Source organism: Polyangiaceae bacterium, assembly GCA_020633235.1.
GTDB lineage: Bacteria > Myxococcota_A > Polyangia > Polyangiales > Polyangiaceae > JACKEA01.
In genome coordinates this window covers 263,962-285,931 of the sequence record JACKEA010000008.1, presented here as the reverse complement: position 1 = coordinate 285,931, position 21,970 = coordinate 263,962, and the positions used below count along the sequence as shown (strand labels likewise).

The 21,970-nt window shown below is 66.1% G+C and carries 23 protein-coding genes; 9 read left to right on the top strand and 14 right to left on the bottom strand.

The features are described from left to right. Window position 1: 1 nt before the first annotated feature. The 4 genes from H6717_37340 to H6717_37325 all read right to left on the bottom strand — a co-directional run bounded on the left by H6717_37340 (window position 2) and on the right by H6717_37325 (window position 4,543). The gene (locus H6717_37340) at window positions 2-376 is read right to left on the bottom strand and encodes a response regulator (GenBank protein ID MCB9582764.1); all 375 of its coding nucleotides are present in this window, start codon (window positions 374-376) and stop codon (window positions 2-4) included. A gap of 15 nt (window positions 377-391) precedes the next feature. Continuing rightward, window positions 392-1,693 carry a methyl-accepting chemotaxis protein gene (locus H6717_37335; protein ID MCB9582763.1) on the bottom strand — a complete coding sequence of 434 codons (1,302 nt, stop codon included), beginning with the start codon at window positions 1,691-1,693 and terminating at the stop codon, window positions 392-394. Window positions 1,694-1,832: 139 nt separating this feature from the next. Continuing rightward, window positions 1,833-2,312, bottom strand: coding sequence for a chemotaxis protein CheW (locus tag H6717_37330; GenBank protein ID MCB9582762.1), 480 nt, complete (start codon window positions 2,310-2,312; stop codon window positions 1,833-1,835). Then, window positions 2,309-4,543, bottom strand: a complete 2,235-nt coding sequence (locus H6717_37325) for a chemotaxis protein CheW (protein MCB9582761.1) — start codon at window positions 4,541-4,543, stop codon at window positions 2,309-2,311. Before H6717_37325 ends, H6717_37330 begins: the two co-directional genes overlap by 4 nt. Window positions 4,544-4,672: 129 nt before the next feature. Here H6717_37325 and H6717_37320 point away from each other — a divergent pair, with 129 nt between their 5' ends. Continuing rightward, entirely contained in the window at window positions 4,673-5,194 is a 522-nt protein-coding gene (locus tag H6717_37320; protein ID MCB9582760.1) for a PAS domain-containing protein, read from the top strand. Between the two features lie 145 nt (window positions 5,195-5,339). Next, entirely contained in the window at window positions 5,340-6,419 is a 1,080-nt protein-coding gene (locus H6717_37315; protein ID MCB9582759.1) for a methyl-accepting chemotaxis protein, read from the top strand. On the opposite strand, the gene H6717_37310 is transcribed toward H6717_37315, so the two are convergent. Then, on the bottom strand, window positions 6,406-7,575 hold the full coding sequence (locus H6717_37310) for an acyl-CoA dehydrogenase family protein (protein ID MCB9582758.1): 1,170 nt from the start codon (window positions 7,573-7,575) through the stop codon (window positions 6,406-6,408). The genes H6717_37315 and H6717_37310 overlap by 14 nt on opposite strands. Before the next feature lie 115 nt (window positions 7,576-7,690). Between H6717_37310 and H6717_37305 the strand changes: the two genes are divergently transcribed. After that, the gene (locus H6717_37305; protein MCB9582757.1) at window positions 7,691-8,110 is read left to right on the top strand and encodes a hypothetical protein; all 420 of its coding nucleotides are present in this window, start codon (window positions 7,691-7,693) and stop codon (window positions 8,108-8,110) included. A 151-nt stretch (window positions 8,111-8,261) separates the two neighbouring features. After that, the gene (locus H6717_37300; protein ID MCB9582756.1) at window positions 8,262-8,915 is read left to right on the top strand and encodes a hypothetical protein; all 654 of its coding nucleotides are present in this window, start codon (window positions 8,262-8,264) and stop codon (window positions 8,913-8,915) included. A 38-nt stretch (window positions 8,916-8,953) separates the two neighbouring features. On the opposite strand, the gene H6717_37295 is transcribed toward H6717_37300, so the two are convergent. Next, a complete protein-coding gene (locus H6717_37295; GenBank protein ID MCB9582755.1) occupies window positions 8,954-10,105 on the bottom strand; it encodes an aminotransferase class V-fold PLP-dependent enzyme in 1,152 nt (383 codons plus the stop codon). 12 nt (window positions 10,106-10,117) lie between these two features. After that, entirely contained in the window at window positions 10,118-11,245 is a 1,128-nt protein-coding gene (locus H6717_37290; protein MCB9582754.1) for a tetratricopeptide repeat protein, read from the bottom strand. Between the two features lie 50 nt (window positions 11,246-11,295). Between H6717_37290 and H6717_37285 the strand changes: the two genes are divergently transcribed. Next, the gene (locus tag H6717_37285) at window positions 11,296-11,862 is read left to right on the top strand and encodes a hypothetical protein (GenBank protein MCB9582753.1); all 567 of its coding nucleotides are present in this window, start codon (window positions 11,296-11,298) and stop codon (window positions 11,860-11,862) included. Window position 11,863: 1 nt separating this feature from the next. Here the strand turns inward: H6717_37285 and H6717_37280 are convergent, their stop codons facing one another. Continuing rightward, on the bottom strand, window positions 11,864-12,433 hold the full coding sequence (locus tag H6717_37280; GenBank protein MCB9582752.1) for a hypothetical protein: 570 nt from the start codon (window positions 12,431-12,433) through the stop codon (window positions 11,864-11,866). 56 nt (window positions 12,434-12,489) lie between these two features. Between H6717_37280 and H6717_37275 the strand changes: the two genes are divergently transcribed. Further along, window positions 12,490-13,104 carry a DUF1801 domain-containing protein gene (locus H6717_37275; GenBank protein MCB9582751.1) on the top strand — a complete coding sequence of 205 codons (615 nt, stop codon included), beginning with the start codon at window positions 12,490-12,492 and terminating at the stop codon, window positions 13,102-13,104. After that, window positions 13,104-13,436 (top strand): hypothetical protein, encoded by a 333-nt coding sequence (locus H6717_37270; GenBank protein ID MCB9582750.1) that lies wholly within the window; start codon window positions 13,104-13,106, stop codon window positions 13,434-13,436. Before H6717_37275 ends, H6717_37270 begins: the two co-directional genes overlap by 1 nt. A 70-nt stretch (window positions 13,437-13,506) precedes the next feature. Here the strand turns inward: H6717_37270 and H6717_37265 are convergent, their stop codons facing one another. From H6717_37265 to H6717_37240, 6 genes are all read right to left on the bottom strand, one after another. Continuing rightward, window positions 13,507-14,268 carry a tetratricopeptide repeat protein gene (locus H6717_37265; protein ID MCB9582749.1) on the bottom strand — a complete coding sequence of 254 codons (762 nt, stop codon included), beginning with the start codon at window positions 14,266-14,268 and terminating at the stop codon, window positions 13,507-13,509. A gap of 36 nt (window positions 14,269-14,304) precedes the next feature. Next, a complete protein-coding gene (locus H6717_37260; GenBank protein ID MCB9582748.1) occupies window positions 14,305-15,681 on the bottom strand; it encodes a glutamate--cysteine ligase in 1,377 nt (458 codons plus the stop codon). Between the two features lie 133 nt (window positions 15,682-15,814). After that, window positions 15,815-16,084 (bottom strand): hypothetical protein, encoded by a 270-nt coding sequence (locus H6717_37255; protein ID MCB9582747.1) that lies wholly within the window; start codon window positions 16,082-16,084, stop codon window positions 15,815-15,817. A 41-nt stretch (window positions 16,085-16,125) separates the two neighbouring features. Then, a complete protein-coding gene (locus tag H6717_37250) occupies window positions 16,126-16,665 on the bottom strand; it encodes a TerB family tellurite resistance protein (protein ID MCB9582746.1) in 540 nt (179 codons plus the stop codon). Window positions 16,666-16,733: 68 nt separating this feature from the next. Beyond that, window positions 16,734-17,633, bottom strand: coding sequence for a homocysteine S-methyltransferase family protein (locus H6717_37245; GenBank protein MCB9582745.1), 900 nt, complete (start codon window positions 17,631-17,633; stop codon window positions 16,734-16,736). A gap of 19 nt (window positions 17,634-17,652) precedes the next feature. Further along, window positions 17,653-19,578 carry a M2 family metallopeptidase gene (locus H6717_37240; GenBank protein ID MCB9582744.1) on the bottom strand — a complete coding sequence of 642 codons (1,926 nt, stop codon included), beginning with the start codon at window positions 19,576-19,578 and terminating at the stop codon, window positions 17,653-17,655. A 70-nt stretch (window positions 19,579-19,648) separates the two neighbouring features. On the opposite strand from H6717_37240, the gene H6717_37235 reads away from it, so the two are divergent. Beyond that, window positions 19,649-21,142, top strand: coding sequence for a protein kinase (locus H6717_37235; protein ID MCB9582743.1), 1,494 nt, complete (start codon window positions 19,649-19,651; stop codon window positions 21,140-21,142). Next, entirely contained in the window at window positions 21,130-21,951 is an 822-nt protein-coding gene (locus H6717_37230) for a hypothetical protein (GenBank protein MCB9582742.1), read from the top strand. The genes H6717_37235 and H6717_37230 overlap by 13 nt, the downstream gene beginning before the upstream one ends. The last annotated feature ends 19 nt before the right edge of the window (window positions 21,952-21,970 follow it).

Sequence of the window (21,970 nt, the reverse complement as noted above, 5' to 3'; positions counted from 1 at the left end):
CTCACTGAGCTTCGGCGAGGCCCAAGAGCAAGAGCTTTTCGCGCAGAGCTTCCTCCGTGAACGGCTTCATTACGTACTCGTTTGCACCGGCCTCGAGCGCCCGCTGCACCTGAGACATCTCCGTTTCGGTGGTGACCATCATGATGGGCATGGGGTCGAACTCGCGCTTCGCGCGGATCTGCTGAAGGAACTCGTAGCCCGTCATCACGGGCATGTTCCAATCGACGAGAGCAAGGTCCAGGGGACCGCTCTGTTGCAGCTGGTCGAGCGCTTCCGCACCTTGCCCAGCTTCCACCACGTCGAAGCCGACCTTGGTGAGAACCCTTCGGAGGATCGTCCGCATCGCGCGGGAGTCATCCACGACTATTGCCTTCACGACGTTCTCCTTTGACTAGTACTGGAACCGGGAAACCAGCTGCTGGAGCCCAGAGGCCATCTCCGCCAGCGCGCGAGCGGCGTCGTTCGACTTCGTGGCGCCGATCGACGTGTCTTGAGCGGCCTTGGCGACCTCGCCGATGTTCTGCGCGATGTCTCCGCCGCCCTTGGCACCCTCGGCCAGATTTCGCGCCATCTCGCTGGTGGTGGCGGTCTGCTCCTCCACGGCGCTAGCGATGGTGCTCTGGATGTCGTTGATCTGATTGATCACCGCGCCGATCTCGGCGAGAGCGTTCACCGCATTCTGCGTGTCGGACTGAATCGTCTCGATCTTCTGGCCGATGTCTTCCGTCGCCTTGGCCGTCTCCTTCGCCAGCTCTTTGACCTCGTTGGCGACGACGGCGAAACCCTTGCCCGCTTCTCCGGCGCGCGCCGCTTCGATGGTTGCGTTCAGGGCGAGGAGGTTCGTCTGCTGGGCAATGGAGGTGATGACCTTGATGACCTTGCCAATCTCAGCGCTGCTGTCCCCCAGCTTGCCGATGATCTGGTTGGTGGCCGCAGCCTTCCCCACTGCCGCGGTGGCGACGCGCGCCGCTTCCGTGGCGTTGCTCGCGATCTCGCGAATGCTGGCGGACATCTGCTCCGTCGCGGCCGCGACGGTTTGCACGGTGACGCTCATCTCCTCGGCCGCGGCCGACACGGAGTTGGCCTGGGCCACCGTCTCTTCCGAGTTGGCGCTCATCTGCTGACTGACCTCGGAGAGCTCGTCGGACGCGTTCCCCAGGGATCCGGCGCTGGTGGCAATCTGGCCGATGCTCTTGCGCAGATCCGCCAAGAAGGTCTCGAGGCCGCCTGCAAGCTGTCCGATGGCGTCGTCACCCCGCACGGGGATCTCGCGGGTGAGATCGCCCTTCGCCGCGGAGGACACCACTTCCAGAATCGCGTCGACCTTGGAGTTGAGCTCCTCCACCGCGCGACGTTCCCGCTCTTGCTGCTCCTTCAGCGCGCGTTCGGTCGCGATTCTCTCGGTCACGACCTCCCAGGTGAGCATCGCTCCGACGTAGTTTCCTCCGCGGTCGTAGATCGCGGACACCAACAGCTGGAGCTTCTCCGGTCCGAGACCAATCAACGCCTTGTGCGGAAGGTTCTTCGGATCCGCGATGATGCGCCGAGGCCCGGCGGGGTTTCGGTGGAAGATGTCGAAGCTCTTCCCCACCAGCTCATCGGCCTTCACGGGCAGATACTGCTCTAGCTTGCGCAGAGTGTTGATCGAGGTCTGGTTCACGAACTGGATGTCTCCATCCACCGTGGTGAACATGATGTTGACCGGCGCTCCGTTCACCATCTGCTGCAGTCGTTCGACCTCAGCCAGTGCTTCCCGCAAACGGTTGTCTTCGGCTCCATTTCGCTTGGACGCCGTGGGCGCTTCAATCGGCGCGGGCACCACGCTGTGTCCGTTACTCTTGTCCATGATCCCTTCCTTCGGTGGAGCGGAGCGTTTCGCCTCGTGTGGAGAGCTCCGTATCCAGCAGCAGCAGCAGCTGCCGGTTCAGCTTGTAGACCCCGACGATCAAGGCCTTCGTGCTGGCGCTCAGCGTCTCGGGCGGACGCTCGAAGTCCGATGCATGCACGTCCACGACGTCACCGATTTCGTCCGCCAGCAGACTCACGGCGCCGTCTTCCGTGCGCACCACCACGTTCATCGGAGGCTCCTCGGACTCGCGAGGAGGAAGCTGCAGCAACGCTCGGAGGTCGATCGCGGTCACGATTTGGCCGCGCAAGTTGATGAGACCGCTGACCACCGGCGACGCAAGCGGGACGCGCGTCATCTCCTGGAATCGGATGACTTCCTGCACGCGTGTCACCTCGATCCCGAAGAACAACCCGCCCACGTAGAACGTGCAGAGCTGCGTGGTGTCGGCGACCGGCGCGGTCATGCGGCGCTCCTCTCGAAGAAGGTCGGATCCTGTTCCGTGATGAGCGAGTGCGCGTCGATCAGCTCCGTCACGCGACCTTGCAGGACCATGGTGCCGAGAATGCCGTGGCGGGAGACGGCGTTTCTCTTCGCGCTGGACTCCTCGACGATGTCGAGGATCTCGTCCACGACCAAGCCGATGCTGCGACCGTTGTCGGAGTAGACGACGACATACAGCGTCTCCCCGAGCTCCGGAGCTTCATCGCACACCGCTTGGGAAACCTCGATCAGCGGCAGAACGTCGCCGCGGTACTGCACCACGGACCGGGGTCCGGCCTTCTCGACCTGGCTGCTGGGGAACTCCTCGAGTCGCGCCACGGTAGACAGCGGAATCGCCATCCGCCCGCCGCTTCCCACGCGCACCAAGAGCAGCCGCTCGATGTCACCGTTCACCTCTGCCCGCGCGCTCGGGCCGGCTTCTGCCTCGAGCAGGTTCTTCTCGCGTGGCGGAGAGGCGGCGCCGGCACTCTGGGCGACGCCGAGCACGTCCAGAATCAACGCTACCTTGCCGTCACCCATGATCGTCGCACCGGCAAATGCCGACACCGACTTGAGCTCCTTGCCCAACGGCTTGACGACGATCTCTTCCGTGTCTCGCACCTCGTCCACGGTGAGACCGAAGGTCTGGTCTCCCGCCTGCACCACCACGATGTTGACGACGTCTTCTTCTCCGTGAGCCTCCTCGGTATCCAACCCGAGGACGTGGTCCAGATGGACGATGGGCAGGAGGTTGCCGCGGAGGCGATAGACGGGCGTTCCGTGGATGAACTCGATGCCCTCGCGGGCCTGCTCGCCTTCCAGCCGCACCAGCTCCAGGAGGCTTACCTGGGGAATGGCGAAGCGGTGACCCCGGCTGGTCACTACCAACGCGGGAACGATGGCCAAAGTCAGCGGGATCTTGATCTTGATCGTCGTTCCGTTCGGCGAGCTCGCGAGGTCTACCGTGCCTCCGATCTTCTCGATGTTGGTCTTGACGACGTCCATTCCCACGCCCCGGCCCGACACGTTCGACACCTTCTCTGCGGTGGAGAATCCCGGGACGAAGATCAGCTGCGCCACTTCCCGATCGGTCATGCGCTCGGCACGCTCCGGCGTGACGAGGCCGTTCTTGATGGCCTTGCGGCGCACGGCCTGGGCGTTGACGCCACCGCCGTCGTCCGAGATCTCGATGTTGACCTGGCCGCCCTCGTGGAACGCGCGAAGCATTAGGGTGCCCGTCCGCGGCTTGCCGTGGGCGGCGCGCACGTCCGCTGCCTCGATGCCGTGGTCCACCGCGTTCCGAACGATGTGCGTCAGCGGGTCCTTGATCGCTTCGATGATGGTGCGGTCGAGCTCCGTTTCCTTGCCCACCATCTCGACGCGCACCTGCTTGCCGCAGCTGACGCTCAAGTCTCGCACCACCCGTGGAAGCTTGTTCCACACGTTCCCGATGGGCTGCATGCGGGTCTTCATCACGCCTTCTTGCAGCTCGGTCGTGATCAGATTCAGTCGCTGCGAGGCGCTGATGAATGCGCTGTCTTCGATGGACGCTCCAAACTGCACGACTTGATTGCGGGCCAGCACCAACTCGCCGACGAGGTTCATGAGCTTGTCCAAGAGGCCCACGTCCACGCGCACGCTGCTGTCGGACACGGCAGGGCCCTTGATGACGCGCTCCGGCTCCGCGGGTGGAGGGGGCGGCGTGGGAGCGCCCGCGGGCTCGGGCTCCGGTTCGGGCTCTTCGGCAGGTGGGTGTACGGACCAGACCTCCACCCCGGCGACGGATTCGGGCGGAGGGGGCTCCGGCGCGGGCGCTGCGCTGCCCTCTGAAAGGGCGGTCAGTGTCGAAATGATGACACTGCAGTCGTCCGCTCCTTCGGCGCCGGTGCTTTCGATCTGACTGAGGAAGGCACGGACTTGATCCACCATTGCGAGCAGGGCGGAGGTCTTGTCCGCGGTGAGCGTCATCTCCCCGTCCCGGAGCTTGGCCAGCAGGTTCTCTCCGGCGTGGGTGAGGGATTCCAGCTTGCCGAATCCGAAGAAGCCTGAGGTCCCCTTGATCGTGTGGATCGTGCGAAAAATGCCCGCAATGCGCTCCTTGGCAGCGGGGTCCGTCTCGAGAGCGACGAAGTCCTGGTCCAGCTGGTCCAGGTTCTCGTAGCTCTCCACCAGGAACTCCCTGAGGACCTCGTCGTCAGCAAACGTAGATGTCATCCAAACCTCGAGCCGTTGAGTGCGGGTGCTGATTACTCAACGTCCGAGTATCGATAACCTTTAGGGGAACGGCTTCCGCTCAAGGTCCCTCGTGGGTGACCGTACAGGCCTTCGTACCAAGGAGGCCTCGTGGCACTGGCGGTCGTAACGAATGCAGTCGAACGGTTCTTCGGCGAAGACGACATCATCGTCTCCAAGACCGACACCAACGGTCGGATCACCTACGCCAACCGCACGTTCCTGGACATCGCGGGCTACTACGAGCGGGAGGTGCTGGGGGCAGCCCATAGCATCATCCGCCACCGGGACATGCCGCGGACGGTGTTTCATCTCCTGTGGGAGACCATCGCGAGCGGACGCGAGATCTTCGCCTACGTGGTGAACCGCACCAAGGACGACGCCTTCTACTGGGTGTTCGCCCACGTCACCCCGACCTTCGACGCGAATGGTCGCATTTCCGGCTATCACTCGAACCGTCGAGTGCCGAACCGCGAATCCGTGGACCGGATTCGACCCATCTACGCCAAATTGCTCGAGATCGAAGCCGGCGCTCCGAGCAAGACGGCAGCATCCACCCTTGGACGCCAGTGGTTGGCGGAGCATCTGGAGCGGGAGCGCACGACCTATGACGAGCTCGTATTTTCCATCTGAGATTTCCACGCCGCCGAAGACGCGTTCGAACGCACCGTCGTCCAATGATGCGGAGCTGCTCGGCAAGGCGGTGGAGGTATGCCGCGAGGCGGCTTCCGGAAACCTCGAGCCCCGCATCTTGGGTGTGGCGGAAGCTGAGGGCGACATGGCCGAGCTCTGCCGCATGGTGAACCACCTGCTCGACATGACGGACGCGTTCGTCCGCGAAGCCAGCGCCTCACTGGAGCACGTGGCAAACGACAAGTTCCATCGCCGGGTGGTGCTCCGCGGCATGCGCGGGAGCTTCCGTAGAGCGGCGGAGGTCATCAACCACGCCAGCGACCAGATGGGGCAGCGATCCCGAGAGCTGGAAGCAGTGAAGGCGCGACAGCTCGAGATGGCCGACCAGTTCGAGCAACGCGTGATGACGGTCGCGGAGTCCGTCGCGGCGGCGTCTACCGAGCTTCAGGCATCGGCCAGCACACTTTCGGCCAACGCCTCGGAAGCTCTGCGCGACTCCGAAGCCAGTGTGAACGCAGCCGAGAACACTACGTTGAACGTGAAGGCGGTCGCCGACGCCGCTGACGGCCTCAGCGAGTCGATTGGGGAAATCAGCCGCCAGGCCCAGCACGCGAGCTCCGTCTCCCGCGAGGCCGTGGACGGAGCGAGCCGCGCCGACGCCGTGGTTCTTGGCCTGGCAAACGCGGCAAAGCAGATCGGCCGCGTGGTGAAGCTGATCAGCGGGGTCGCCAGCCAGACGAACTTGCTCGCCCTCAACGCGACCATCGAGGCGGCACGCGCCGGCGAGGCGGGCCGCGGTTTTTCCGTGGTCGCCTCGGAAGTGAAGAAGCTCGCAGCGCAGACGTCACAAGCCACCGAGGAGATCGAGCAACGTATCTCCGAGATCCAGGGCGCCAGCACTCTGGCCATCGAGTCCATTCGCGGAATCAGCGACACCATTGGGCAAGTGCACGGTGCTGCCGAGGCGATCGCCGCAGCGGTGCACGAGCAAGAAGTGACCAGCCGGGAAATTGCCGGTCGTGTCGAGCAGGCTGCGACGGATACCAAGTCGATGGCTCAGAACGTCAGCACCATCTCCAAGAGCGCCGAGTACACCGGCATCGCCACCAGTGAGCTCCGCGACGCTTCCGAGAGCCTATCCCGGCATTCCGAGCTGCTGCGCCAAGAAGTTCATGTCTTCTTGGCGGACATTCGCGGGGACCGACGTCGAGTCAAAGCCCCATGAGCTTGGCCAGGTAGTAGGTCATCGTCTCGCTGGTGCCGCCGCCGATCTTCAGCAACCGAGCGTCGCGCCAAGCGCGCGCGATCTGATACTCCTCCACGTAGCCCCAGCCGCCGTGGAACTGCAGACAGCGGTCCATGATCTCGGCGACCAGCTCTCCTGCCACGATCTTGGCCATGCTGATGAGCTTGACGGTCTCGAAGGAGACGTTCTCCTTCTGGACGTAGCGTTCGTGGTTGAACTGGTCCACCACGCGGTTCACGAACGCGTCGGCCATCTCGAGCTTCGTGTACATGTCCACGAACTTGTGCTGCCAGACCTCGCGCTTGATGATCGGCTTGCCGAAGGCGACCCGCTCTTCCCCGTACTTGCGCGAGAACTCCACCGCCAGCCGCGCGCCGGCGAGGCCGCTCACCGCGCCGATGAGCCGCTCGGACTGGAAGTTCTGCATGAGGTACATGAACCCCATGTTCTCTTCGCCCAGCAGGTAGCGTTTCGGGATCCGGATGTCCTCGAAGAACAGCTCCGCCGTGTCGGAGGCGTGGTTTCCGATCTTTTCCAGCTTGCCGCCCACGCGGAAGCCCTTCGAATCCGTGGGCAGCAAGAAGAAGCTGCAGCCGTGGGCACCGGCGTCCGGATTCGTCTTTGCCAGCAGCGTGATGAAGCTCGCACGCGTGCCGTTCGTGATGAACGTCTTCTGGCCGTTGATGACGTAGTCGTCGCCATCCTTGCGAGCCACGGTCTTGATGCCAGCGACGTCGCTGCCGGCCGCCGGCTCGCTGACACCGATGGACGCGATGCGATCACCCGCGAGGGCGGGCTTCAGGAACTCCTCGATTTGTTCCTTGGTTCCGAGATCCGCAATGACCGGCGTGGCCATGTCCGTCTGCACCAAGAGCGCCATGGTGATGCCCGCCGAGCGCCCCTTCGGCAACTCCTGAGCCTTGGCCACGGAGAACCAGTAATCGCCCCCGGAGCCGCCGCACTCCTCCGGGTAGTGCGCTCCCAGGATGCCGAGGTCCCCCGCCTTCTTGAACAGCTCGTTGGGGAAGTCTTTGGCCTTCTCCCATTCGTCCGCGTAGGGCGCGATCTCCTTCTCCGCGAACTGGCGGACGGTCTTGCGAAAGTGCTCGTGCTCCTCGGTATACGGATTCCACATGGCGGCTCTCCAGGTTGCGACGCGACTGTTTCGTACACTAAACTTTTCTAGACGAAAAGGATCCCCAGGGCTTTTGCGGTAGACTCCAGGCCCATTGCGTAAGCACCCATATCCATTGGCCTTTTTGGCATACCTTGGAATCCTGGCAAGCGCCTGTGGCGCCAAGGAAGCCGAGGATCCCCACGCCATCCTCGGGGATTGGACCCAGCACAACGGGACAGAGGCCCCGGCCAAGCCCGGCCAAGCGGCACCAGCGGCCCCCGAAGCCCAGCTCGCGTCCAAGGCCCAGTGCCAGGCAGCGACCCGACGGATCGAGGAGCTCGCCTTGGAAATGGCGGTGAAGGAAGAGGCGGATCCTGCGCAGCGGGCAAAGCTCGAAGAGCGGCGCAAGGCGGAAGTGAAGAGCGAGCGCATGCGGCAGCGCGTGGAGCAGGGCACCGAGGAGTGCTTGGCCCGTGAGACCACGGCACGGGAAGCTCTTTGCATCACCCAGGTGAAGACTCAGCTCGACATCGATCGCTGCGCACGTCGCTGAGAACATGGATGGGCGGAGCCCACCAGCGGTGGGTGGGGCCCTGCCGAGCCCAACTCGGCACGCGGCGTTTCTGCGCGAATTGTTCGCGGGCACAGCCGTTGCTCAAGCGCTCCCTCGAGAGGCGAAGGGTCGCCAATACAAGGGAGACACGATGAAGACCATGGCTTGGCTCAAGTACGCGTCCGCGACGGCGCTCGTTTCGATGCTCGGCGTCGCGTGTACCGTGAACAGCTCGGACAACGGAAACTCCGGCGGCGCCGCTGGAAGCAACAACAACACGGGCGGCAATTCCGCCGGCGGCTCCGCTTCCGGCGGCGCGGCGGGTAGTCAAACCGGAGGCAGCGGCGGCGTCGCGGGGGATCCGGGCACCGGAGGCGATCCGGGCACCGGGGGTGATCCGGGCACCGGAGGCGATCCGGGCACCGGAGGCGATCCGGGCACCGGGGGTCTGCCAGGTGTCGGCGGCTTTGGCGGCTTGCCCGGCACCGGAGGCACCGGCGGCGGAAGCCAAAACGACTGCGCGGGCACCGACACCTGCGCGTTCACCTGCGTGCCCGGCAAGTGCGAGACCTACTGCGGTGACAACTCCGTCTGCTCTGCCACCTGCTCCGGCAGCGGTTGCTTGCACGTGTGTCAGGGCAACGCCAGCTGCGATTTCACCTGCTCCGGCGGTGGCTGCGTGATGAAGTGCGAAGACAACTCGGACTGTAACCTCTCCTGCTCCGGCGGCGGCTGCACCTTCCAGTGCAACAACTCCGGCAACTGCGACACCACTTGCACGGGGGGTGGCTGCACGGGCGGATGACGATGACCGGGGCCGGCGTCACCGAGGTGGCGCCGGCCTCACTTGCGAAGTGTGTCTATCGTCTCGACGAAGCGAACGAGCTCTTCGTCCGTGGTGTAGTAGTGCGGGCTGGCGCGGATGCCGGCCCGTGGACGGTAGTCGTGCAGCATGCCGTGGCCGAGGAGCGCCTTGCTCACGTCTTGTGCGCCCTCGAAATCGAACACGATGGTGCCACCACGCTCTTCGTCCCGCTCCGGAGTGTTCACGTGAAAGCCGCGCTCGCGCACCATCTCGCGGAGCATCGTGGTCTGACGCAGGGACTTCTTGCGGATGGCTTCCACCCCGACCTCGAGCAATAGCTCCCAGCCCGCCCGCGCGGTGTACAGCGCCGGGATCGCCGGTGTGCCCCCCAGCAGCCGCCAGCGATCTTCCGCGTAGGCCACCGGTCCCGGCTCGAAGGCGAAGGGGCGCGCGTGACCGAACCACCCCGTCTGCGCCGGACGCAGGCGATCGCGGATCTCCGGCTTCACGTACAGATAAGCCGCACCCGGCCCGCCGCAGGCCCACTTCACGCTGCCACCACAAGCCAAGTCCACGCCCCACTTCTCGAGATGGAGCGGGATGGTACCGGCGGACTGATAGGTGTCGAGCATGACCAACGCGCCGACCTCGTGAGCGCGCTTTACCAGTGCGTGCACGTCCTTCACGCCGCTGGAGCGGAACATCACGTGGCTCACGGGGACGATCAAGGTGCGCGCGTCGATGGCCGCGAGCAGCCCCTCCATGGGGGCGTGGATGCCATCGCTCTTCACCACCACCACGTCCGCGCCTCGGCGGCGCTGCTCCTGCCACACGTAGTCCACGGTGGAGAAGTTCATGTCGCTGTACACGACCTTGTTCCGCTCGCCGGAAAAGTCGAAGCACGACGCCACCACCGACTGGATGGTGGATACGTTCTGATTGATCACCACGGTGCCCGGCGACACTCCCAGCACCTGCGCGATAAGGTCGCCGAGCTGTTCCACGGCGGGCAGCCAGTGCAGGTGCCAAGCGTCGATGGAGTCGTTCTCCCACTCCGACATCAGCTGCTCCACGTACTTGCGGGCCCGCGCGGGCATGGCACCCAGCGAGTGGCTGATGAGATGCGTCTTCTTTTCCAGCGTGGGGAACTCTGCCCGCGTCGCGAGCAAGCGTGCTTCGTCGGAGCTCATGGCGCCGGGAGCTTAATGGTCACGCAGCACGGCGAGAAGGCCCAGTGCGGCGAGCACCGCGACCACGGCCACCAGGATCCACAGCGGGCTGCCGGACGTTTCCTCGGGTTGCGCCGGCTTTCGAGCGGCGTATTCGGCGATCCGCTCGTCGATCTCGCGCTCCGCTCGCTGCCGCTCGCGTTGGTCCTTTCGTTCGTCCGCCTCCGCCTTGTCCGGCTGGCGCAGCTCCTCGCGATACACGCGGCGGAGCTCCCGGCGCAGCTCTTCTTCGGGGTCCGGAAGCACCTCGACGCAGCGCTCGAGGTGCGCCGCCAGCTCGTCCCAGCGCTCCAGCCCCGTGAGCACGCGGCGTTTCCCCTCGAGGGCGACACGCTCAGCGGGCTCGATGCTCAGGGCGCGGTCGTAGCAATCGAGCGCACGCTCCGAGTCGCCCTCCTCCACCAGCTCGCCGAGGGCGGACCAGAGGTCCACGCTCTCGGGGAGCGCCCTCAAAGCGCGCTCGAGCACGTCCTCGGCTTCCGCCATCTGCTCATGCTCGGCCAGAAGCTCCGCCAGCAGGCCAGCCGCCACCTCCGACGCCGGTTCCACTTCCAAGGCGCGGCGGCAGGCGTCCATGGCCTCTTCGTCCCGCGCCAAGGTCCGCAGATGGATCGCCAGCGACGTGGCCGCCGCAGCGTCGTTTGGCTCCGCCGCTTCGAAGAGCCGGACGCCGATCTCACTCACCCGCTCCGGTAGCGCCAAGGCGTGCATGCGGAGCTTCAAGAGCAGCCGGTCCATCTCCGCGTCCAAAGCCAGTCTTTGGTAGAGCGCCGCGGCGAGCACCAGCTCGCCGTCCATTTCCAACGCCTGCGCCATGGCTTGGCGGACGGCATCCGTGACGTCGTCCGGCTCCAGAGTGGCGTCGTCAATCACGAAGAACGCCATCTCGAGATCCCCCTGCTGCGCGAGATCCAAGGCGCGGACGACCGACGCCCGCATGGCGCGCTGACGCGCGGAGTGGCGATAGTCCTGCGAAAGGCTCTGCTCGATGCGCTCGAGCTCCGCGAGCGCGGCCTGCGCGCCCGTCCAGTCACGGCGCTCGAGGACGAGCGAAAGCTCTTCCAACGTCGCATCGATGGCGCCGATCACGGGGCGCAGCATACCCCGGCCTTTTCAGCGGTGGTCGTCTTCCCGTACGCTGACTCTTCGCCATGCCTACCAACCCCCGTTGGGTCGAGCATACCGAGCGCGCCGCTTGGGACACGGTGCAGACGCTGCGTCAGGAGATCGAGCGCGAACGCCGCCACGTGGAGCGGCTCACGCGACTCCAACCTGCTTGGCCGCGGGTCGTCGAAGCGCTGGACCGCGTGCGAGAGCGGTTTTCCTTCGGCGACGAAGAACCCGCCGTGATGATCGAGCGGCTCGCTGCTCGGGTCCAGGAGCTCGAGAAGGAGCGTGACGAGCTATCGCAGACTCTCGTCTCCGAACGCGGCGAGCGCGAGCGGGAGCGGGTGCTCGCCGGCCCGGAGGCTCCAAGGCCCGCGAGCGGCAAGGTGCGTCCCGCGGTCCGTTGGTTCGCGGACTTGCTCCACGAAAAAAGCCTCACCGTACGGCAGAAGGGACGTCGGGATCCCGCGAAGGTGATCGCGGCTCTGGAGCTGGAGGTGGAAGGTTTGGCTCACGCGCGGCAGAGCGAGCTCTTGGAGCTGGCCGTGAACGTGGGCCACCTGGCCATGCTCCTGGCGCGTGCCGTTCGCAGCCGCCAACGCTTCGGCTGAGTCAACAGGTGGGGCACTCGCAGCTCACCGCGGGGCCCCCCGAACTGTCCGTGCATGCCGAGTAGGGATCCGCGCACAGGTACTGGGCGAGGCAGCTACAGGCGAGGGCCGAGCACTGGACCGTTGGAAGCACGCAGCGGTACTCCGTGGTGAACGCCACGTACGCCGCACAGAAGCCACTGGTGCACTGGGAGCAATCCGAGATGGCGGAGCAGGCGAGGATGGGAACGCACGGTCCCCAACAGCCGGCGTTCACCGACGGGACTTGCCCCGCCGGGCAGTTCGGAACCGCCGCCTTGCAGCTGACGCTGCTGGGATTGCAGTCCACCCCGCCGCTGCCCGCCGTGCCGCCGCTACCCGCCATACCGCCGGCGCCACCCGTGGCACCACCGCTGCCTGCCATGCCGCCGGCGCCGCCCGTGGCACCGCCGCTGCCCGCCGCGCCGCCCGTGACACTTCCGGCGGCTCCACCCGTGCTACCGCCGCTTCCGGCAGTTCCTCCGGCGCCGCCATCCGATGACTCGCCCCCGCAGCCCAAAGCGACCAATGCCGCCAACACCCAAACCCTCATGTTAGGAGCGTATCAGCCTCGTTGACGCGGCGCACCCGCGCTGTCACCTCTGGTTGATGCCGGATCGCAATCCTCGCGTGGACGCCTATCTGGAGAAGGCTCCCGAATACGCTCGACCGATCTTGAAGAAGCTGCGCGCGGCCATTCACGCCGCAGACAAGCAGTTGACGGAAGACATCAAGTGGGGTTCTCCGGCATTCGTGAAGAAGGGGACGGTGTGCTCCATCGTCGCCTTCAAGAAGCACACCGCGGTCTGGTTCCACAAGGGTTCCTTGCTCGATGATCCGGACAAGCTGCTCAGGGCCGGCAACACTGCGGCGATGCGCGCCGTGCACTTCACGGATGAAAAGGAAGTGCGAGCCAAGGCCGTCACGGCGTTGGTGAAGAACGCGGTGGCGCTGGACGACGCCGGCGTCAAGGCGCCCAAGAAGGCACCCCGTGCCCCCACGGAGCTGACGGCGGCCCTCGGCAAGAACGCCAAGGCAAAGGAAGCCTTCAGTCTACTGGCGCCGTCCCACAAGCGAAACTTCGGCAACTGGATCGCGACGGCCAAGCGCCCCGAGACGAAGCAACGCCGTGTTCAGGAGACGGTATCGATGCTGCTCCGGGGCGAAAAGATCGGTGATGGTCAGCGTACGAAGAAGACCAGCAAGAAGGCGAGGGCTCGCTGATGCGCCGCCTGCTCCTGTCCCTGGCGCTGCTGCTCACTCCCGCCGGCGCCCTAGCCGACGTCCCGCCGCCAAACGCCTGCAGCGACATCGGCTCCGACTGCGCTACGGCGCCCCCGGACTACAAGACCGCCGGGGTGTGCACCAAGACCACGTGCAGCGAGCCGGCGTTCAAGGGCGGCGGCAGTCACGACTGCAACCTGTGCCTGCCGGGCAAGAGCGGCGCCAAGAAGCAGAAGAAGTCCGGATGCGCGACGTCGCCCGGCCCTGCGAACGGATCCGGAGCGTGGCTGGGACTGCTGGCCGCGGTGCTCGTGCTGCGACGCACACGGTGAACGCGAGGTTCCGCGTTGCCCCGACATAGTCCCATCCCAGATGGATGTCGGTCCGCCGCGGAACCACCCTTCAGCGCGCGTGGCTCAGCAGCACTTCCACGAACTCTGGGTGCTCTTGATAGGCGGCAAACTCGTCGTCTTGGCCGAAGGCGTCGAGATAGGTCTTGTCGGCGGCCAGGGTTCGCTGCATCGCGGCCACCAGCGCGGGGACGTCTTCCGCGGCGGCGAACACGCAGGCTGCCAGGTAGTCGTTGTACGGATCGGGGCGCAGCTCACTGCTCTTCGCGAGATCCTCGGCGGCGCCGTCGTAGTCCTTCAGCATGTACTTGGAAAAGCCGCGCAGCTGGTAGCCTTCGGGATGGGGCGCGAGCTCGGCAAGGCGGTCGAAGTCCCCGATGGCGTCCTTGTAGCGCTCGAAGACGTCCACCAAGAGCTTGCCGCGCAGGTGATAGGGCCCCGGATGGTCGGGATAGAGCTCTATGGAGCGCGTGTAGTCCTCCACGGCGCGCTCTTCCATGCCCTCCATCTTCCCGAAGCACATGCCACGATGGAAGTGGTACTGCGCCTGATTGATGGGCGGCTCCATCTCGATGGCGCGGCTGTAGTCCTCGACGGCTTCGGTGACGTTGCCCAAACGCTGATGAGCGAAGCCGCGCTGGGCGTACATGGTGACGTAGCGCTGGCGGAAGTGATCATCGAGGGCGAGCCCTTCGGAGAACTTCTCCACTGCCGCTTGCAGCTGCCCTTCGTTGATGAGGCGTTCGCCCTCGGCGTAGATCTGCTCGAGCTTCTGATACAGCCCCGGAACCGTGTGCATCGGACGATCGCTCATCGGCGGACTCCCCTTTGTGCCGATGGTACTTCCGCCTCAGAAGCGGGTGCGAGCCAGAATTTCTCGTCGCAAGTCCGGATCGTCGTTGGACAGCCCCTCCGTGAGGCGATCTGCAGGGGACAGCCCGGCCTGATTCAGATCCACGAGGCGACGGAGGTGCACGGTTTCGTCTTGGCCCTGGGCGTTCAGCCGGCCGCGGCGGGAAAGCCCGCCACTCGCGATTTCGAGCACGCGCTCGGCGAGCTCCCGGGCCGGCCGGCCACCGATCTCCGCGGCGAGGCCCGAGGCGACGAGAGCGGGGCGGGCCGCCGACACTTGTTCGAAGCTCAGGGTCCGGCTGAGCTCTTCGGCCTCCCCCAAGGCCTGCACATCGTACATCAGGCCGGTGTAGAGCGCGGAGATCGCGCAGGTCATGTCCGTGGGCAGCGAGTCACAAGGGCGAAACTCCAACGTGTTCTTGAGGCGCGCTTCCGGGAACACCGTCTGCAGGTGGAGCTTCCAGTCGGCCATCGTCGGGTAGTGGCCCTGATAGCCATCCTTCATGAAGTTGCGGAAGGTCTGCCCCGTGTTCGCGATCACTTTTCCGTCGCGCTTGAACAGGAACATGCCCGCGTCCAGCACCCACTCCGCGTAGTCGACGTAGCGCGGGCGTTCCTTGTCCCACAGCGCGGGGATCAGCCCGGAGCGGGAGGGATCCATGCGCAGCCACACGTCGCCCCGAACGCTCTTCTTGCCGGAGAGCCGCCCTTCATGAAAGGGCGAGTTCGCCGTCATTGCGTTGACGAGAGGAGCCAGAACCAGACCGACGCGCAGCTTGCGCATCGCGTCTTCTTCGTCCGAGTAATCGATGTTCGCCTGCACCGTGGCGGTGCGGCGCATCATGTCCAGGGCACCGGTGCCCTTGGTGGGCAGGTACTCCCGCATGATGGCGTAGCGTTGCTTGGGCACCCACGGCAGGTCCTCTTGCCGCGCCGTGGGATGAAAGCCGACGGCCAACCAGGAGAGGTTCATCTCACTGGTGATCTGCCGGAGCTCCGCCACGTGGCCGCGCATCTCGGCGCAGATCAAGTGGATGTCCGGCAGAGGTGCGCCGGAGAGCTCGAGCTGGGCTCCTGGCTCGAGCGTCAAGGAGGCGTTCTCTCGCTTCAGCGCGATGAGGGGACCGCCCGGGTACTCGGCGTCCGCGCGCCAGCCGTGGCTGCCCATCAAGGCGTCGAGAACCCGGACCACGCCATGCGGACCGTCGTAGGACAGGGGCTCGCCGTTGGGCGCGAGGATGCCGAACTTTTCTGCCTCCGAGCCGATCTTCCAGACGTCCCGTGGCTTCTCCGCCGCGTGGAAGGGCTCGGACAGCTGGGCAACGTCCGTGAGCCGTTCGGCCCGATCCTCGGGACTGGGGGCAATGGTGCTCATGATTCGCCGGGTCGATTGCCCTGTACGCGCCGCATGTCCAACAGGTGTCGACGGCCGACCATTTCGGCCATGACCTCCTGTCCGGATTTCGTGTCGGGCAGTATAGCGCCGGCGCCTGGGGCGCAAGAGGGGGTCAGCCGCCCGCCATGCGCCCCTCAGCCCGCCGCTTCAAGGCCGTGAGCTGGTCCGCCTGACGCAGCCGCGCGCGTACGGTCTCGAGCTCGTCGTCCACGCCCCCCAGCTTGGCGATGGCCTCCACGGTGCCCTTCACGTCACCGCCGGCCGCTGCCGAAAGTCCCTCCAGCGCCACCCGCGCCGAGCTGTCCTTGGGCGCCAGCTTGGCGAGTCCCTCGAGGGTTGCGGAAGGACTACCGGTCGCCACGCCCTTGGCGACGTCCAGCACGGCATGCTCTCGGGCGTGGGCAGCGCCGCGACGTCGAAGCCTCAGGCGCCGCTCATGCGCTCGTGGACTTCTCGCAGCAAATGCTGGGACTCGTCCGCGGAGAGCTGGAACGCCGCGGCGAAGCGCTCGATGGCGTCGGCTTCACCGCTGGCCACGAAGTCGTCCACCAGCGCCACGCCCGCTGCCATGCAGAAGGCGAGACAGCGAGAGTCTTCCGTCGTGAGCCGCTGGGCGACGCTGGCCAATCGCGCTTCGTGCCCTTGCGCTTCCAGCGCCTCCGCGAAGACGGACAGCTGCCGATCGAGGCGCAAGAGTGGCAGGCCGTACAGCGCGCTGCCTTCCGCTTCGAAGGGCTCCAGCATCGCACGCAAGCTGGCCGAGAGCTGGTGCAGCTCCTCCGGAGCCACCTCTCCATCCGAAGCCGCCATCAGGTACATGGCCTCCAGGGTGGCCTCGACCTGATCCGATTTCGCGAGCTCCTCGGCGCTGAGGTCGAAAGCGCCTTGTCGCTTGGCGTAGGCCTCCACCGCCGTGGGGTCCGCTGCATCCTTGAACATCACGTTCAGCTCGTCGCCTAGCACGCCCTCGAGGGTAGCCCGGCCCGGACTCCGCGAAAGGCGCGCGCAAAATTCCTTGTGAAAACCGAGCCTCAGGCGGGCGGGCGGATGGAGGGATGCAGGGCTCGGAGCTCCGTGACGAGCGCCTCCGTGTGGGACTCCGTGGTGCCAGCCCCACCGCCGATGATGCGAGCGCCGTGGGTGTCGAGCTCCAGAGCCCGCGCCGCCCAGATCTCCGGCTCCTCGCCGTTGGGGAAACCTCGCACGCTCTCGGCGCTGCTGGCGAGCAACACCCCGGGAAAGAGCTGTCGCGTCTTCATCTCTTCGCGCACTCCCTCGAGCACCTGGATGCCGTCGTCCACGCTGGAGACCTCGAACACGATGGCGCGGGCGCCCGCGTCCGAAAGTGCGGCCACCAGCTCCCGCCAGCTCCCACCCACGGCGAGCTCACCACCAGGAGCGCACTCCACGATGGCCCACACGGGTAGCTCGGCCTCCTTGCCGGCGGCCACCGCTGCCATCAGCTCGTTCAAGGAACCCTGGCCGCGGGCCAAGATCACTTCCACGCCGGCCGTGGCGATGCGCAGCGCGTGCTCGGTGAGCTCTTCCTGCAGGCGATCCGCGGCCATGGGCGCGATCATCTCGCTGCCCAGCACGCCCGCCACCACCACCGGGCGCGCAGCCTCCACGGTGACCTCGAACGCGAGGTCCACCGCAAGCCCCGTGAGCAGCGCGCTGCGATGCTGCATGCCGACCTCCGCGAGCGCGCGGGGCGTGGTGTCTGCGGTGAGGGCGCACAGCACGTTGACGTCGCTCTCGACCTCGGCGGCATAGTGCGCCTTGACCATCTCCGGATCCCGGCGCAAGAGCTCGCCCACGGCGCCCGGCGTATCCATGGCAACGCCACGTGCGCGAAAGGACGCGAGGGTGTCGGCGTCCAACACCAGTGGACGCCCGCGGACGAGGCGCGATGCGAGCGCCTCGTAGCTCACGCCAGCACCGCCTCGGCAACTAGTCCCAACCGCACTGCTCACCCTTGTTCTGATCGTCCAGCCAGTCGATCAACGGTTTGTAGTAGTCGATGATCGCGGTGGCATCCATCTTGGTTTCGCCGCTGATGGCCCGCAGCGCCTCCGGCCAGGGCTTGCTCGCCCCCAGCTTCAACATGGCGATCATCTTCTGACCGGCGGCCTTGTTTCCGTAGATACTGCACTTGTACAGCGGGCCTTCGTAGCCGGATGCCCGGCACAGGGCGCGGTGGAACTGGTACTGCAGGATTCGCGCAATGAAGTACCGCGTGTACGGCACGTTGGAAGCCACGTGGTACTTGGCGCCCGGGTCGAAGTCCTGTTCGCTGCGAGCCACGGGCGGGGCCACGCCCTGGTACTTCTCGCGCAGCTCCCACCAGGCCTTGTTGTAGTCGTTGGGCTTGACCCGGCCGCTGAACACCCGCCAGCGCCACTCGTCCACCAACTTGCCGAAGGGCAAGAAGGCGATGCCCTCCAGCGCGCGGTTCATGAGCAGGTTGAGATCCGCCTTGGGGTCTTCGCTCACCTTGTCGAGCAGGCCGATCTTCTTCAAGTAACTGGGAGTGACGCTGAGGGCCAAGGTGTCGCCGATGCCCTCGTGGAAGCCGTCGTTGGCGCCGGCCTGGAACAGCGGCGGCTGGTCCTTGTAGTACTCGAAGTAGTAGTCGTGGCCGAGCTCGTGGTGAATGGTCACGAGATCTTCGTGGGTGATCTCGATGCACATTTTGATCCGAAGATCCCCGCTCATGTTCACGTCCCAAGCGCTGGCGTGGCACACCACGTCGCGATCCTTGGGCTTTTCGAACAGGCTGCGCTCCCAGAAGGTCTTGGGCAGCGGCGGCATGCCCAGGCTGGTGAAGAACCCTTCTCCCAGCTTCACCATCTTGATGGGCGTGTACTTCTTCTTGACCAGCTCGGGGGTGAGGTTCACCTGCCCGTGCCCTTTGTAGGGCTCCATCATCGGGTACAGGGTGGTCCACTCCTGCGCCCACATGTTGCCGAGGACGTGGGCGGGGATCGGCGCTTTGACGCCGATTTTATCGGCGCCGTATTGCTTGCGAAGACGCGCGCGAACGTAGCAGTGCAGTCGGTCGTAGAGCGGCTTCACCTCGGTCCACAGCCGGTCCATCTCCTTCTCGAAATCCTCGGCGGACATGTCGTAGCCGCCCTTCCAGATCTCGGACATGTCGTTGAAGCCGATCTCGCGGGCGCCCTCGTTACCGAGCTGCACGAACTCCTGATACATCGGACGCATGGGTGGCGAGACCGTGCGCCAGCCCTTCCACACCTCGAGCAACAGGTCCCAATCCCGGCTCTTGCCGATGATCTTGGAGAGCTCTTCCAGTGACAGGCATTCGCTGTTCTTGTCCTCCCCTTTGCCCTTGAGCTTGGGCGAGCAGTACTGACCCTTGCCGTACATGCTCTCCATCTGCGTGGCGATCTCCGCCAGGCGCTTGCGTTTGGCGGGATCGCTCGGCGCCGGCAAGCCTGCCGAGTACTTCAGCAGGTAGAGCATGCGCGCCGTGTCCGGAGAAAGGCCCTGTACGTCGGCGAAGCGCTGGGACTCGCGGATCTTGCGGGCGGTGTACTCCATCACCGCCTCTTGCTCCTGAGACTCGATCTCTTCCGTGTCGTGGGTGATGAAGTTGGCCTTCACCCAGGCGGCGCGCTCGGCGTCCGTCCACAGCTTCTTCAGGTCTTGGTTCACCTGCGCCACGAACGCGTCGGCCTCCGCCGGCGTGGCCGGTCCCTGCTCCGGCGTGGCTCCGGCCGTCGCGCTTGGTTCGGGACCGGTGGGACAGGGCGCTTGCGCGGCGGGCGGCGAGCCGCAGGCGGCTCCGAGCGCGAGCAGCCCGAAGGGCAGCGTGCGGGAGAGACGAGCAAACGAGAGTCGGGAGCGCGCTTTCATGGGCGCGGAGTAACCGCGCAGGACGGCGATTTCAAGGCTGGCTCGGCACGCTGCCGGAGGCTGTGGCATCATGCGTGATCGGTTGACGGACGCTGAGCCGCTGATTTTCGGTCGCTACGCCCTCTACGAGGAGCTGGCTTCGGGAGGGATGGCGACGGTGCATCTCGGCCGTCTGCTGGGCACCGCGGGCTTTTCCCGCACCGTGGCCATCAAGCGGCTCCATCCGCAGTTCGCCAAGGACCCGGAGTTCGTCACCATGTTCCTGGACGAGGCGCGCTTGGCGGTGCGCATCCAGCACCCGAACGTGGCGCAGACCTTCGACGTGGTGGCGGAGAGCGGAGAGCTCCTGATCGTGATGGAGTACATCCACGGCGAGACGGCGTCGCGCTTGCTCAAGGCGCTGAAAGCGCCGCTGGCGCCGGACATCGCCGTGTCCATCGTGAGCGGTGCGCTGCACGGCCTGCACGCCGCTCACGAAGCCAAGAGCGAGCGCGGCGAGCCTCTGGGCATCGTGCACCGGGACGTGTCGCCCCAGAATCTGATCGTGGGTCGGGATGGCGTGACCCGCGTGCTCGACTTCGGCATCGCCAAGGCCGCCGGGCGCTTCCACACCACGGAAGACGGCAAGATCAAAGGCAAGCTCGCCTACATGGCGCCGGAGCAGGTGCGCGGCGAGAAGGTGACACGCCAAACCGACGTGTGGGCGGCGGGTGTGGTGTTGTGGGAGCTGCTCAGCGGCCGGCGCTTCGCGCGGGGGGATCACCCCGGGCAGGTGGTGGAGCAAGTGCTGTACGGCAAGCCCAAGAAGCCGAGCAGCATCGCGGCGGGCGTGCCGGCGGCCCTCGATGCCATCGTGCTGCGCGCCCTGAGTCGAAAGCCGTCCGAGCGCTTCGCCACCGCGAAGGAGATGGCCCTGGCACTGGAAGCGGCGCACCGCCCCGCCCTCGCGTCGGCGGTGAGCGCCTGGGTGGAAGAGGTGGCGGGCGGTTCCCTGGAGTCCCGCGCGCAGCAGCTTGCCAGTGTGGAGAGCAGCGACAGCTCCGAGAAAATGGCGTCCTTGGTGCAGAGCTTGATGGCCGATTCCGCGCCGGGCGCGACGCAGCCGTCGGTGTTCGATGCGGGCGCGACGAAGCCGTCCTCAGAGCTGCCGAGCGGCACGCTGTCCGGGACGGATGCCAGTGCGCTGGCTGCGAAGCGGCCGCGGCGGGCGGCCCTGGGCCTTCTGCTGCTCGCCGTGCTGGGTGTCGGCGCCACGGTGTGGGCCCTGTCCGCACACGGTGGGCGCGACGCAGCCAGCGCGACGCCCCGCGCGTCCGTTTCCGCGACGGCGCCGGCGCGGGCTTCCGCGACGAGCGTGCCGAGCGTTTCCGCGACGGCCAGCGTTTCCGCGACGGCCGGCGTTTCCGCGACGGCCAGCGCATCCGCGCCGGAGCCCCCACGCCCCGCGCCCACGCGAGCTTCCGCGCCGCCCCGACAAAAGCCAAAGCCGAAGGTCGACTGCAATCCGCCCTTCACTTTCGATGCCCAGGGGAGAAAGATCTACAAACGCCAGTGTCTCGAATAGCGCTCGTGCTCGCTCTGTTGCTGCTTTCGTCCACTGCCTGGGGCAGTGAAGCAGCCGTGTGCGCCCAGGCCGCGGAAGACGCCCAACGCGCGCGGGACGAAGGCAAGCTCTCCGAGGCGAAGAAGAAGCTGCTTCAGTGCAGCAAGAGCGAGTGCCCCAAGGTGGTGTCGAAAGACTGCGTGGCCTGGCTGGAGGAAGTGAGCCAGAGCATGCCCAGCGTGGTGGTGCGGGCCAAGGACGCCGACGGCAAGGACGCCGACGGCACGCTGTTCGTGGACGACGCCCAGGCGAGCGATCACCTCGACGGCACCGCCATCGAGCTGGATCCGGGTCGCCATCGATTGCGTGTGGTGTTGAGCGACGGTCGCGAGCTCGGTCAGACGGTGACCATCGCCACGGGAGAGAAGAATCGCCTGGTCACGCTCTCGGAGAAGGGCAAACCGAAGGCGAAGCCCGTACCCATGGTGAAAAAGAAAGAAACAGCGTCGTCGTCCGCGGCGCCGTGGATCCTGGGCGGCGTCGGCGTGGCCGGCCTGGTCACGTTCGGCACGCTCGAGCTCATCGCCCAAGGCGAATACTCGGACATGTTGGACGGCTGCGGCGCCACCCGGAGCTGCAGCGACGGCGAGCTGTCGCCCATCCGCACCAAGTTCGTCGCCGCCGGCGTGGCTCTCGGCGTTGGCGTGGTCGCCCTCGGCAGCGGCATCACCTGGAAGCTCCTGGAATCGGATCCCAAGGAAGACGCCGCTCGCATCGAGCTCAGCCCGGCAGCGGGGGGCGCGCTGCTTCGGGCCCGTGGTTCCTTCTGAGGGTTTGTCGGGGCGGCGC